Annotated in this window: 12 protein-coding genes; all 12 read left to right on the top strand. The window is 62.1% G+C overall.

Translation table 11 applies throughout. The features are described from left to right. Positions 1 to 22: 22 nt before the first annotated feature. The 12 genes from whiA to ACH2AT_RS02965 all read left to right on the top strand — a co-directional run bounded on the left by whiA (position 23) and on the right by ACH2AT_RS02965 (position 13,134). Positions 23 to 940, top strand: a complete 918-nt coding sequence (whiA, locus tag ACH2AT_RS03020) for a DNA-binding protein WhiA (protein ID WP_394963500.1) — start codon at positions 23 to 25, stop codon at positions 938 to 940. Beyond that, entirely contained in the window at positions 933 to 4,388 is a 3,456-nt protein-coding gene (locus ACH2AT_RS03015) for a DNA polymerase III subunit alpha (protein ID WP_394963498.1), read from the top strand. Before whiA ends, ACH2AT_RS03015 begins: the two co-directional genes overlap by 8 nt. A gap of 205 nt (positions 4,389 to 4,593) precedes the next feature. After that, positions 4,594 to 5,568 (top strand): 6-phosphofructokinase, encoded by a 975-nt coding sequence (pfkA, locus tag ACH2AT_RS03010; RefSeq protein WP_394963496.1) that lies wholly within the window; start codon positions 4,594 to 4,596, stop codon positions 5,566 to 5,568. A gap of 221 nt (positions 5,569 to 5,789) precedes the next feature. After that, a complete protein-coding gene (locus ACH2AT_RS03005; RefSeq protein WP_394963494.1) occupies positions 5,790 to 6,782 on the top strand; it encodes a helix-turn-helix domain-containing protein in 993 nt (330 codons plus the stop codon). 69 nt (positions 6,783 to 6,851) lie between these two features. Beyond that, positions 6,852 to 7,502 carry a sporulation protein YunB gene (locus ACH2AT_RS03000; RefSeq protein WP_394963492.1) on the top strand — a complete coding sequence of 217 codons (651 nt, stop codon included), beginning with the start codon at positions 6,852 to 6,854 and terminating at the stop codon, positions 7,500 to 7,502. Between the two features lie 63 nt (positions 7,503 to 7,565). Continuing rightward, complete coding sequence (gene ligA / locus ACH2AT_RS02995) at positions 7,566 to 9,554, top strand: NAD-dependent DNA ligase LigA (protein ID WP_394963490.1); 1,989 nt, start codon at positions 7,566 to 7,568, stop codon at positions 9,552 to 9,554. 123 nt (positions 9,555 to 9,677) lie between these two features. Next, entirely contained in the window at positions 9,678 to 10,577 is a 900-nt protein-coding gene (locus ACH2AT_RS02990; RefSeq protein ID WP_394963488.1) for an ATPase, T2SS/T4P/T4SS family, read from the top strand. Then, positions 10,574 to 11,047 (top strand): stage III sporulation protein AB, encoded by a 474-nt coding sequence (locus ACH2AT_RS02985; protein WP_394963486.1) that lies wholly within the window; start codon positions 10,574 to 10,576, stop codon positions 11,045 to 11,047. Before ACH2AT_RS02990 ends, ACH2AT_RS02985 begins: the two co-directional genes overlap by 4 nt. Before the next feature lie 20 nt (positions 11,048 to 11,067). Beyond that, positions 11,068 to 11,262, top strand: a complete 195-nt coding sequence (spoIIIAC, locus tag ACH2AT_RS02980; protein ID WP_177521527.1) for a stage III sporulation protein AC — start codon at positions 11,068 to 11,070, stop codon at positions 11,260 to 11,262. Between the two features lie 5 nt (positions 11,263 to 11,267). Beyond that, positions 11,268 to 11,648: a SpoIIIAC/SpoIIIAD family protein gene (locus ACH2AT_RS02975; protein WP_394963484.1), complete on the top strand. Its 381-nt coding sequence runs from the start codon at positions 11,268 to 11,270 to the stop codon at positions 11,646 to 11,648. Further along, positions 11,645 to 12,700, top strand: a complete 1,056-nt coding sequence (locus ACH2AT_RS02970) for a hypothetical protein (RefSeq protein ID WP_394963482.1) — start codon at positions 11,645 to 11,647, stop codon at positions 12,698 to 12,700. The genes ACH2AT_RS02975 and ACH2AT_RS02970 overlap by 4 nt, the downstream gene beginning before the upstream one ends. Then, on the top strand, positions 12,697 to 13,134 hold the full coding sequence (locus tag ACH2AT_RS02965) for a hypothetical protein (RefSeq protein WP_394963480.1): 438 nt from the start codon (positions 12,697 to 12,699) through the stop codon (positions 13,132 to 13,134). The genes ACH2AT_RS02970 and ACH2AT_RS02965 overlap by 4 nt, the downstream gene beginning before the upstream one ends. Positions 13,135 to 13,141: the final 7 nt, after the last annotated feature.

Here is a 13,141-nt window from a genome sequence, read left to right as displayed (position 1 = left end):
GCCTTGAAAGGAGGCGGAAACCTTGAGCTTTTCCCAGGATGTAAAGAATGAGATCGTGCAGAAAAAGATCACCCGCGAGTGCTGCGCCCTGGCTGCAAGCTACGGCATCGCCTGCTTTGGCCGCTATTTCGACAGTAAAGGTCTTGTGCTTCACACAGAGCTTTGGGGGGTCGCACAGTATGCAAAGCGCCTGTTCGGCATCTGCGGGATCCATGGCGCCATCACCACAAAGGAGCGGCCCAGCGGCCCCCTTTATGAATTCAAGGTGGACGACCCGCAGGAAGTGGACAAGATGCTGAAGCTGTTCCACTGCGAAGAGGAACAGGTCAGCCGCCACATCGACCCCCGGCTTATCCGCTGCGGGCACTGCTTTTCCACTTTTGTTGCGTCGGCATTCCTGTGCTGCGGCACCATGACCGATCCCAGCAAAGAGTACAATCTGGAATTCCTGTGCCCCCGCTATAACCTGGCAAAGGACCTGGAGGGCATTTTGGCAGAGCACGAGTTCACCCCCCGGCGCACCGTGCGCAAAGGCGTGAACGTCATCTACGTCAAGGCCAGCGAGCAGGTGGCGGACCTGCTCACCTTCATGGGCGCGGGCGGCGCCGCCATGCAGATCATGGACCACAAGATGTTCAAGGAACTGCGCAACAAGACCAACCGCCTGAACAATTGCGAAATGGCCAACATCGACAAGGTGGTCACCGCCAACGTGGCGGCGAGAAAGGCCATCGAGTACTTACAGGAAAAAGGGGATTTCGACGCGCTGCCCGCCCCCCTGCGGCAGGCGGCGCAGCTGCGCCTGGACTGGCCAGACCTGTCGCTGGCACAGCTGGTGCAAAAAAGCCCGGAGCCCATCAGCAAGTCGGGCCTTTCCCACAGGCTGAAAAAGCTGGAGCAGTTGGCCGATGAACTGCGGCAAAGGAGAAATGATGTCTGAAAAACAATTTGCGCACCTGCATGTGCACACGGAATACAGCCTTCTCGACGGCGCCTGCCGCATCGACAGGATGTTCGACCGCCTCAAAGAACTGGGCCAGACCGCCATCGCCATCACCGACCACGGCGTGATGTACGGCTGTGTAGACTTTTACAAGGCCGCGAAAAAGGCCGGCGTAAAGCCCATCATCGGCTGCGAAGTCTATGTGGCCACCCGCTCGCGCTTTGACAAGGTGAACCGCATTGACGGCTCCAACCATCTGGTGCTGCTTTGCAAAAACGAAACAGGCTACAAAAATCTCATCAAGCTGGTCTCCGCCGGCTTCATCGAGGGCTTTTATTCCAAACCCCGGGTGGACAAGGAACTGCTGGAACAGCACCACGAGGGTCTTGTGTGCCTTTCTGCCTGCCTCGCGGGCGAGATACCCCAGGCGCTGCTGGCGGGGGACTACGAAAAGGCAAAGGCCGCCGCACTCTACTTCAACGGCCTGTTCGGCCAGGGCGATTTCTATATCGAGATTCAGGATCACGGAATTGACGCCCAGCAGCAGATCCTGCCGCTGCTCATCCGCCTTGCCCGGGAGACGGGCATCCCGCTGGTGGCCACCAACGACGCCCACTACCTCCGCAAGGAGGACAGCAAGATGCAGAGCATCCTCATCTGCATCCAGACCGGAAAGACCGTGCAGGACGCGGACAAGCTGGAATTTGAGACCGACGAATTCTACCTCAAGAGCACCGAGGAGATGTACGACCTGTTCTCCATCGCGCCGGACGCCTGCGAGAACACCGTCAAGATCGCCGAGATGTGCAACTTTGACTTTGAGTTCGGCGTCACCAAGCTGCCGTATTTCGAAGCGCCCGGCGGCATGGACAACCAGGTCTATTTTGAAACGCTCTGCCGCGAGGGCCTTGCCCGCCGCTACGGCGACGGCGTGACCGACGAGATGCGCGAGCGTCTGGAATACGAGATCGGCGTCATCCGCCGCATGGGCTACACCAACTATTACCTCATCGTTTTCGATTTTATCAACTACGCAAAACAGCAGGGCATCCCTGTGGGGCCCGGCCGCGGCAGCGGCGCGGGCAGCCTTGCAGCTTACTGCGTGGGCATCACCAACATCGACCCCATCCGCTACAACCTTCTGTTCGAGCGCTTTCTGAACCCCGAGCGGGTGAGCATGCCCGACTTTGACGTGGATTTCTGCTATGAGCGCCGGCAGGAGGTCATCGACTATGTGAACGAAAAATACGGCCACGACCATGTGGCCCAGATCATCACCTTCGGGACCATGGCCGCCCGCGCCGCCATCCGTGACGTGGGCCGTGTGCTGGGCATGCCCTACGCCCAGGTGGACTCCATCTCCAAGATGGTGCCCATGGAATTGAAAATGACCCTGAACCGGGCGCTGGAAGTCTCGCCGGAACTGAAAGCCCAGTACGAAGCCGATCCCCAGGTGAAGGAACTCATCGACACCGCCATCAAGATCGAGGGCATGCCCCGTCACGCCTCCACCCATGCGGCGGGCGTGGTCATCACCCGGGAGGCCGCCAACGAGTATGTGCCGCTGGCCTCCAACGACGGCGTGCCTGTGACCCAGTTCACCATGACCACCATCGAGGAGCTGGGCCTTTTGAAGATGGACTTTCTGGGTCTGCGCACCCTCACGGTCATCAAAAACGCCGAGGAGATGGTGCGCCGCCGCGAGCCGGGCTTTTCCATGGACAATATCTCCTATGACGACGCCGCTACCTACGACATGCTGGGCCGCAGCGAGACCGAGGGCGTGTTCCAGCTGGAAAGCACCGGCATGAAGCAGGTGCTCACCGGGCTGCAGCCGAAGAACCTTGAGGACATCATCGCCCTCATCAGCCTCTACCGCCCGGGGCCCATGGACTCCATCCCCACCTATCTGCGCAACCGCCACGAGCCGGACAAGGTGCGTTACAAGACGCCCCAGCTGGCTCACATTCTGGATGTGACCAACGGATGCATCGTTTATCAGGAGCAGGTCATGCAGATCTGCCGGGAGCTGGCGGGCTTCACGCTGGGCCAGGCGGACCTGGTGCGCCGCGCCATGAGCAAGAAAAAGCATGACGTCATGGAAAAGGAGCGCCAGCATTTCGTCACCGGCTGCACCGCCAACGGCATCAGCGAGCAGGCTGCCAACGACATCTTCGACGACATGAGCAGCTTTGCGTCCTACGCCTTCAACAAATCCCACGCGGCCTGCTATGCCTACGTGGCGTTCCAGACCGCCTACCTCAAATGCCACTATCCCAGCGAGTTCATGGCCGCCCTGCTCACCAGTGTGCTGGACAACACCGACAAGGTCATCGAGTACACCGGCGAGTGCCAGCGGCTTGGCATCAAGGTGCTGCCGCCCAGCATCAACGTCAGCGACGGCGGTTTCACCGTGGACGGCAAAAGCATCCGCTTCGGGCTGAACGCTACCAAAAATGTGGGCCGCAACCTCATCGCCGCCGTGGTGCGCGAGCGGAAGGAAAAGCCCTTCACCTCACTCTATGACTTCTGCCGCCGCCTGCATGGGCAGGAATTGAACCGCCGCGCGGCGGAAAGCCTTGTGAAGTGCGGCGCCTTTGACGAGACCGGCGTCAGCCGCAAGGCCATGCTGGAAAACGTGGACGCCATCTTCAAGAGTGTGGAGACCGATGTGGGACGCAACGTGGAAGGCCAGCTGGACCTGTTCAGCCAGCTTTCAGGTGAAAGCGCCGGCACAGCAGGGGAGGACTTCCACATCGAGGACCACGGCGAATTCCCCCTGCCCGAACTGCTGAAAATGGAGAAAGAGGTCAGCGGGCTGTATCTGTCCGGCCACCCGCTGGACGGCTACCGCCAGCAGATCCAGAAGATCGGGGCCTGCCGCATCGCCGACCTGATGGGGGAGGAGGCCCGCCGCTACGACGGCAAGCGCGTGAACATCGTGTGCGCGGTCATCAAGAGCAAGGTCATGACCACCCGTTCCAACACCATGATGGCCTTCACCAGCGTGGAGGACCTGAGCGGCACCATGGAGATCATCGTGTTCCCCAAGGTGCTGGCAGACTGCCGCAGCGCGCTGCAGGACAACGCCGTGGTGGTCATCAACGGGCGGGTGTCGGTGAAGGAAGAGGAAAACGCCAAACTGGTGGCGGAGAAGATCACGCCCATCGAGGAGTATTCCGTAAACGGAGCCGCGCCGCGCCCTGCGCAGGAAAGACCGGCCCGCAAGGGGATGTACCTCAAGGTACCCAGCCGCAGCTGCCCGCAGTTTGCAAAGGTGGAGAATCTGCTCTCTATCTTTGAGGGCCCGCTGCCGGTGTATATCTATTTTGAGGACAAAAAGCAGCTCACGCTCGCACCCCGTGACCTGTGGAGCATGGAACATGAACTTTTGACGTGTGAGCTGAAACGCATTTTGGGGGATGGAAATGTGGCGTTCAAATGAAAAAGCGCCTGATAAAGCCATTCGCACAATTTGAAGCGTGCCGGTTTAGCAAAATTTGTGAACATTTGGCCCCATCTTTCTTTTGCGTTTTTGTTGCACCGATGGTATAATAGCCATGTGGTATTCCACAGCTGTGAGGCCGCGGTGTATTTCCGCGAAAAGCCTGTCGGCTTTTTTGTAATGAATCGTTTAGGGGGGCTTTTTTATGGCAAAGGAAGTCAAGACGATTGGCGTACTTACCAGCGGCGGCGACGCGCCTGGCATGAACGCTGCGGTGCGTGCCGTTGTGCGTACCGCCCTTGGCCACGGCATGCGGGTGATCGGCATTCAGCGCGGCTTCAACGGGCTGCTGAACGGCGAGACCTATGAAATGAACCTGCGCAGTGTTTCCGAGATCATTCATCGCGGCGGCACTGTTCTGTATACCGCGCGCTGCCTTGAGTTCAAGACCGAGGAAGGCCAGCGCAAGGGCGCTGACATGTGCCAGAAGCTGGGCATCGACGCGCTGGTGGTCATCGGCGGCGACGGCTCCTTCCGCGGCGCCAAGGCGCTTGCCAACCTGGGGATCCCCTGCATCGGCATCCCCGGCACCATCGACAACGACATCGCCTGCAGCGAGTACACCATCGGCTATGATACCGCCATGAACACCGCGGTGGAGATGGTGGATAAGCTGCGCGACACCACCCAGAGCCACGACCGCTGCAGTGTGGTGGAGGTCATGGGCCGCAACGCCGGCTACATTGCCTTGAACGTGGGCATCGCCACCGGCGCCATCGCCACTCTCATCCCCGAGCGTCCCTATGATCTGGAGCGCGACATCCTGGAGCGGATGCAGTTCACCCAGAAGACCGGCAAGAAGCACTTCATCGTGATCGTTGCCGAGGGCGCCGGCCATGCGCAGGACCTGGCCAACGAGATCCAGGCCCGCACCGGCATCGACTCCCGCGCCACCGTTCTGGGTCATGTACAGCGCGGCGGTTCGCCCACCCTGCGGGATCGCGTCACCGCTTCCCGCATGGGCTATCAGGCGGTCATCCTGCTGGAAAAGGGCATCTTCAACCGGGTCGTCGCCGAGTCCGCCGACAAGATCGTGGACTATGACATCAACGTGGCCCTGTCCATGCACAAGAGCATCGACACCACCCTGCTGGATGTGGCCGAGACCATCTCCATCTGAACCCTGTCCTCACGGGCTCGCCGCTGTGCGGCGGGCCTGTTTTCTTTTCCCTGTTTGTGCCATACTCTTTTGGCGTTTCGTATGTTTTTCGCGGGCCGCAACCCCGGGTTGACAAATTTCAAGCCGCCGTTTGGTGGCGCGCAACCGGGTTTTCCTGTATGCTGGAGCCAGGCGAAGGGCACGATATGCCCGCCGCACTCGAAAAAATGGAGGAACGAGCAATGATCTTTGCCGAAAAACTGATCCGCCTTCGGAAGAAAAACGGCTGGTCCCAGGAAGAGCTGGCTGAAAAGCTCAATGTCTCCCGGCAGGCTGTGTCCAAATGGGAGGGCGCGCAGACCGTGCCGGAACTGGAAAAGCTGCTGCAGCTGAGCGTGCTGTTCGGCGTGACCACCGACTATCTTTTGAAAGACGAATTGGAAGCGGAGGAATGCACCGGCAGCAGAGAGGATAGTCCTGTAAAGCGCATCAGCCTTGCAGATGCGCAGGCCTACCTGAAATGGCGTAAGACCGCCTCCGTGCTCATTGCCACCGGCACCTTTTTGTGCATCGTCTCCTTTATGCCGCTGCTTTTGCTGGGCGCCATGGCCCAGGCCGGCCTTGCCGGCGTCACCGAAGAATTTGCCGCGGCGGCAGGCCTGTGCCTGCTGGCGGTGCTGGTCGCCGCGGGCGTTTCACTCTTTGTCTGGTGCGGCTTCAAGAACGCCCCCTATGAATTCATCGACAGCGAGCCTTTCGAGCCGGAATACGGCGTGCACGGCATGGTGAGTGAAAAAAAGAATGCGTTCCGCGGCGCCTATGCCGCCTGCAACATCGCGGCCACCTGCATCTGCATCCTGTCGATCATTCCGCTGTTTTTGAGCATCCTGCTCAAGGGCGAACTTTTCCCGACTGTTTTGCTGCTGTGCCTGACCATACTGTTGGCAGGCGTTGGCGTGGTGCTGTTCATCCTGTGCGGGGTGCGCTGGGCCAGCATGGAAAAGCTGCTCCAGGAGGCGGACTACGCCCCCGCCCGGAAGAAAAGAAGCAGCGCCCAAGAGGCGGTGGACACCGCATACTGGCTGCTGGCGGTGGCGCTGTATCTGGGCTGGAGCTTTGCCAGCGGGCGCTGGGAGCTCACCTGGCTGGTCTGGCCGGTGGCCGGTGTGCTGTACGCGGCGCTGAGCACCATCCTCCAGCTCACCGTCTGGAACAAAGAAGGACGCGGTTTTTGAATTTTCACATATTCCCCCCCACATGAATATCCTTTTTAAAGAACAGCAGGCGAAAAGGGGGAGTTTTCCATGCGGCGTCAGAACAGCGCAGCGAGTCGAAAAAAGAGCAAGGTGAATCGGTTCGCCCTGTGTGCGCTGCTTCTGTCCGCACTGCTGCTGTTCAGCCTTGTGAGACTGGAGCAGAAGATGCGGCCTGTTGCCCGAACGATGGCAGAGTATGAATGCCGCGAACGGGCGGTGCGCTGGATGCAGTCTGCGGTGAGCGACTGCCTGCGCCGGTCGCCCGAACTGCTGGAGGACCTGTATATCCTCCGCTATGACGGGACCGGCCTGGTGCAGAGCGCCGAAGCGGACACTGCCAAGCTGACCCGCCTGCAGTACATGCTGGAGAGCGACCTCACCCAGGCAATGGAAAAGGGCACGGCGGATTTCACCATCCCGCTGGGCACCCTGCTGGGCCTGCAGCTTTTTTCCGGGCGCGGGCCGGACATCACGGTAAAGGTGCTCCCCCTGTCGCATGTGGAAAGCCGGGTGGAGACCGGCTTTTCTGCCGCAGGTGTGAACCAGACCAAGCTGCAGACCGACCTTGAGTTTTCGGTGCAGATGTGCGCCGTGCTGGCAGGCATGCAGGTGGAGACGACGGCCCGGAGCACCATCTGTGTGGCCCAGGTGCTGATCGTGGGCCGCACGCCGGAATTTTATATGGAAGGGTCCGGCTGATTGTGGTATAATGACTCGAGACGATCAAGCCGCCCGCGGGCGGCTTTTGCAGAGGTGAAAAACGTGGAACTGGAACAGGCAAAAGAGCGGGCCGCGTATCTCCGCCAGGTGATCGAACGCAACAACCGCCTTTATTATGAGCAGGACGCCCCCGAGCTGGAAGACTATGAATACGACTCGCTGACCCGGGAGCTCAAAGCGCTGGAAGCCGAGTTCCCCCAGCTGATCACGCCGGATTCGCCCACCCAGAAGGTGAGCGGCGCGCCTTCCGGGCGGTTTGCCAAGGTGACCCATCAGGTCAAAATGGAAAGCCTGCAGGACGCCTTCAGTTTTGATGAGCTGCGGGAGTTTGACCGCCGGGTGCGGGGAGAAGGCCTGGAGCCGCTGTATGTGGTGGAGGTCAAGATCGACGGCCTATCGGTGAGCCTGGAATACGAGAACGGGCGCTTTGTGCGCGGTTCCACCCGGGGCGACGGCGTGGTGGGCGAGGACGTGACCGCGAACCTTGCCACCATCGCGGACATCCCAAAACAGCTGGAAAACGCGCCGGAATATCTGGAAGTGCGGGGCGAGGTCTACATGCCCCACGCCGCCTTTGAAAAGCTGGTGGAGGAGCAGGAGCTCAGCGACAAACAGCCCTTCAAGAACCCCCGCAACGCCGCCGCCGGCTCGCTGCGCCAAAAGGACAGCCGCATCACCGCGGGCCGCGGGCTCTCCATTTTTGTGTTCAACATCCAGCAGATGCGGGGAGGCCCCGCCATCACCAGCCACCGTCAGAGCCTGGATTATGTCAGATCTCTGGGCTTTCCCGTGTCGCCCCGCTACAACAGCTTCACCGACATCGAGGACGCTATCGGCGAGATCGAGGCCATCGGCCGCAGCCGTGGGCAGCTTTCCTTCGATATGGACGGCGCAGTCATCAAGGTGGACGACTTCGGCCAGCGGGAGGTGCTGGGAAGCACCAACAAGTTCCCCCGCTGGGCCATCGCCTTCAAATATCCGCCGGAGGAAAAGCCCACCACGCTGCTGCAGGTGGACGTGACCGTGGGCCGCACCGGCGTGCTCACCCCCACGGCGGTGTTTGAACCGGTGCAGCTGGCGGGCACCACCGTCAGCCGGGCCATCCTGCATAACCAGGACTTTATCGACCAGCTGGGCGTGTGCATCGGCGACACCATCCTGGTGCGCAAGGCAGGAGACATCATCCCCGAGGTGGTGGCGGTCACCGCCCACGCCCGCGAGGGCGCCGCGCCCTTCCGCCTGCCGGACACCTGCCCCAGCTGCGGCGCAAAGGTGGTGCATCTGGAGGACGAGGCCGCCCTGCGCTGCATCAACCCCGAGTGCCCGGCCCAGACGCTGCGCAACCTCATCCACTTTGCCTCCCGGGCGGCCATGGACATCGACGGTCTGGGCAAGGCGGTGGCGGCCCAGCTGGTGGACAAAGGCTATGTGCACTGTGCCGCCGACCTCTACGACCTGTCTGCCGGGCAGCTGCTGGCGCTGGACAAATTCAAGCAGAAGAGTGTGGATAATCTTTTGGGCGCCATCGAGGCCAGCAAGGAGAACAATCTGGACAAACTGCTCTTCGGCCTTGGCATCCGCAATATCGGCGACAAAGCCGCCGCCCTGCTGGCAGAGCATTTCGGCTCGATGGAAGCGGTGCAGGCCGCCGACGCCGAGGCCATCAGCGCCATCGACGGGTTCGGCGGCGTGATGGCCCAGAGCGTGGTGGAGTTCTTTGCCCGTGAGGGCACCGCCGACCTGGTGGACCGGCTGCGCCGCGCCGGGGTGAACATGATCTGGCACGGCGAGGAAAAGACCGACAAGCTGGCGGGCAAGACCGTCGTGGTCACCGGCACGCTGGAGACCATGTCCCGCGCCGAGGCCGAGGCCCTCATCGTCAAGAACGGAGGCAAGGCCAGCGGCTCGGTCTCCAAAAAGACCGCCTATGTGGTGGCAGGCGAGGCCGCGGGCTCCAAACTCACCAAGGCCCGGCAGCTGGGCGTGCCTGTGCTCACCGAACAGGAATTCCTGGCAATGCTGCAAAGCTGAACCCCTTCACATAATAGAACATGACGCAGAGCGTCCGTTTCCCATCGGGGAAGCGGACGCTCTTTTTGTTCTATCCCTGCCCAGGGCCACATACCATAGAAAACAAAGGGACGGTGAAACAAAATGGACGAGTATTACGCCGCGATACGCCGGCTGCCCGGCTTTCTGCGCCGCCCGCTGGAGGACTTGTCTCCCCGGCAGGCGCAAACCATCCATGAGATACACCTGCGCAGCGGCAGGCCGGTGGTGCTGACCTGCGCCGGCGGGCAGTTCTGTCTGCCGGGCCAGGGCGCGGGGCAGGGCGGGCCGACGCTGACCCACGCCCAGCTGCAGGAGTGCTTTTATTCCTTGTGCGAACATTCGGTCCACAGCTATGAGCAGCAGCTTGCCCGGGGCTTTTTCACGCTTCCGGGCGGACACCGGGTTGGGGTAGCAGGCCTGTTTCATATGCAGGGGCAGGCGATGAAGGGGCTTTGCACCGTCACCTCCCTGAACATCCGCATTGCCCGCACGGTGGCGGGGGAACTGCCCGCCCCGCTGCGGGACCATCTGCTGGGGCCTTTCCGGGGCCTTGTGCTGGTGGGGCCACCGGGCAGCGGTAAGACCACCTTGCTGCGCGGCGTGTCGGCGCTGCTGAGCCGCGCTGGCAAAAAGGTGGCGGTGGTGGACGAGCGCATGGAGATATGGCCCTGCGGTCCGGGCGGCTTTGCCGTGCCGGTGCCGATGCACTGCGATGTGCTCAGCGGCTGCGACAAGCGGGAGGGCATCATCAGCGCCCTGCGCAGCCTCGGCCCGCAGGTCATCCTCTGCGACGAGCTGGGGGACGAAGGGGATTTCGCCGCGGTGTGCGCCGGTTCAAAGGGAGGCGTGAGCTTTGTCTGCACCGTCCACGGCGACGCGGCGGAAGCGGTGGAACAGCGCTTTTGCGCCACGCGGGAGCAGCTGGCAAAAAGCTTTTCCTGCATCGGGCTGCTGGAGGGCGCGAACCGCCCCGGCGCGGTGCAGCAGGTGTGCTGGCTGTGAGCGCGGCGGTCCGTCTTCTGGGCGCTGCGCTGGTGGTTTTTTCCGGCTGGGCCGCCGGGTGGTGGCTGGCCGAAAAAAAGCGGCGGCGGCTGGCGGCGCTGGAACAGCTGGAACGCCTCATCTCACTGGTGCAGGACGAGATCGTCTACCGTGCCGCCCCGTTGAGCGAGATCCTCGCGCTGCTCAAAGCGCGGCGGGACATGCCCGGCCTCTGCCTTGAGATGTGCGGGCATCTGGAGGCGTTTTCCTGCCCGCCCGGCCTGGACAGGCCCGCCTGGGACCAGCTGGAAGGTTTTTTCACCCGGCTGGGCAGCGCGGCAGGGCAGGAGGAGGCGCGGCACTGCGCCTATTATCTCAAGCGCTGCGCGCACCTGCGGGAAGGCGCGCGGCAGGAGTACGAACAGGCCAAACAGCTGTATGCAAAGGCAGGGCTGTGCTGCGGCGCTTTGGCGGCGCTGATGCTGTTTTGAGCCGGGAAAAGGAGCTGCAAATGGATATCGACCTTGTGTTCAAGATCGCCGCCATCGGCATCATCGTGGCGGTGCTCAATCAACTTCTGATCCGCTCCGGCCGGGAGGATCAGGCCATGATGACCACCCTTGCCGGCCTGATCGTGGTGCTCTCCATGCTGGTGCAGCAGATAAGCGACCTGTTCATCAGCATCAAATCACTGTTCAATCTCTGAAGGCCATGGAGATTTTCGGGATAGCGGCCTTCGTGCTGGTTGCGGCCATGCTCACCGCGCTGCTGCGCCAGTATCTGCCCGCCTATGGGGCGGTGTGCCTGACTTTGTGCGCGGTGCTGCTGCTGGGGCGCATCCTGCAGCTGGCACAGCCGCTGGTCGAGTGGTTTTCCGCCGCCGCCGGCTATCTGGACGGCGACAGCTTTCTGGTGGTGCTCAAGGCCGCCGGCATCGCGCTGGTGGCCCAGAACATGCAGGACGTGTGCAAGGACGCGGGCCTTTCCACCCTGGCGGGCAAGGTGGAGCTGGCGGGGCGCTGCCTGATCCTGATTTGCGCACTGCCGCTGTTTGAAAACATCATGGGGGCGCTGATCGCGTTTTTGCAATGAAACGAATCCTTTGTATCCTTCTTCTGCTGCTGGTGCTGCCCGCCGTGGTTTTTGCCGAGGGCGAAACCCTGCCGCCGGAGGTGCAGCAGGCTCTGGACGAGCCGGGCATCACCGCCGAAGAGTTCCAGCAGGCGTCGCTGGGCGAGATGCTCGGCGCGCTGTTCAAAACCGCCAGGCAGCAGTTTGAAAAGCCGGTGCGTCTGCTGGTGCAGTTGCTGGGCGCGGCGCTGCTGGGCGCGGCGGCGCTGGCCCTTGCGCCCCGGGGAGACTGGTCCGGGCCGCTGGAAAGCGTCTGTGTGCTGGGCATGTTCACCGTAAGCCTTGCTCCGGCGCTGGAACTGGTGAGCACGGTGAGCGAGAGCATCGCCCAGTGGCAGGTGTATCTCGTCAGCTTCGTGCCGGTGTTTTCCGGCGTCGTCGCCAGCTGCGGCCAGCCCACCCAGGCCATGGTCTACAGCGGCATGTTCCTGACCATGGCCAACTTCAGCGCACAGGTCATCTGCGCGGCGGCGCTTCCGGTTTTGCAGGTCTATCTGGCGCTCAACACCGCCGGGGGCCTGTGCGGCATCGGCGGCGTGGCCGACGGCTGTGAACTGCTGGCCAAGGCGGTCAAATGGCTGCTGGGGCTGGTATCGGTGCTGTTCGGGGCGGTGCTGGGGCTGCAGAGCGTGCTGGCCCAGAACGCCGACACCCTGGCCATGAAGACCGGCAAGTTCCTCATAAGCAGCAGCATCCCGGTGGTGGGCAGCGTGGCCTCCGACGCCATGGGCAGCGTGCTCAGCGGCCTGCGGGTGCTCAAGGGCTCGCTGGGGTTTGCCGCCATCGCCGTGCTGGCCATCGACTTTCTGCCCATTCTGGTGCACAGCGCCTTTTATTATCTGGCCTATCAGCTGGGCGGCGCTGTCTCCAAGGCTTTCGGCCTGAACCGGGCCGGCCGCGTGCTGGAGGGCATGGGGCAGGCGGTGGGCATCTGTGTGTCGTTTCTGGTGTTCTTTTTCATGCTGGTGGTGCTGTCCACCGCGCTGATGATCACGATGGGGGGAGGGGGATGACCATGAAGCTCTGGGCGCTGAACGTCTGCATAGCCTGCATCCTGGTCGGGGCGCTGGATCTGTTTTTGCCCCGGCAGGGCAGTTTCAAAAGCATAAAAACCGTACTGGCGCTGTATATTTTAGTGTCGGTGGTTACCCCGGCGGCAGGTGCGGACTGGACGGGGCTGGCAAGCCTCTCCTTTGAATCGGGCGTCCAGCCCGCCGATTACTCGGACTTTGTATCCGGCTATGCCTGCCAGAGCCTTGCCCGGCAGCTGGAAGAACGCCTTTCCGCCGCCGGCATCCAGGCGCAGGTGGAGATAGCGCCCGGCAGCAGCCAGACGCTTCCCGAAGTGACGCTGTGCACCGGCCAGCCGGAGGAAGCGCTGGAGCTGGCGAAGGAGCTTTTGGGCGAGACGGGGTATTCCTGGCAAACGACGGAGCCGCAGGCATGAGGGAAGG

Origin of the sequence: Candidatus Allofournierella excrementigallinarum, assembly GCF_944388085.1 — a bacterium.
GTDB classification, from domain to species: Bacteria; Bacillota; Clostridia; order Oscillospirales; family Ruminococcaceae; genus Allofournierella_A; species Allofournierella_A excrementigallinarum.
This window is presented reverse-complemented; position numbering and strand designations above follow the sequence as displayed.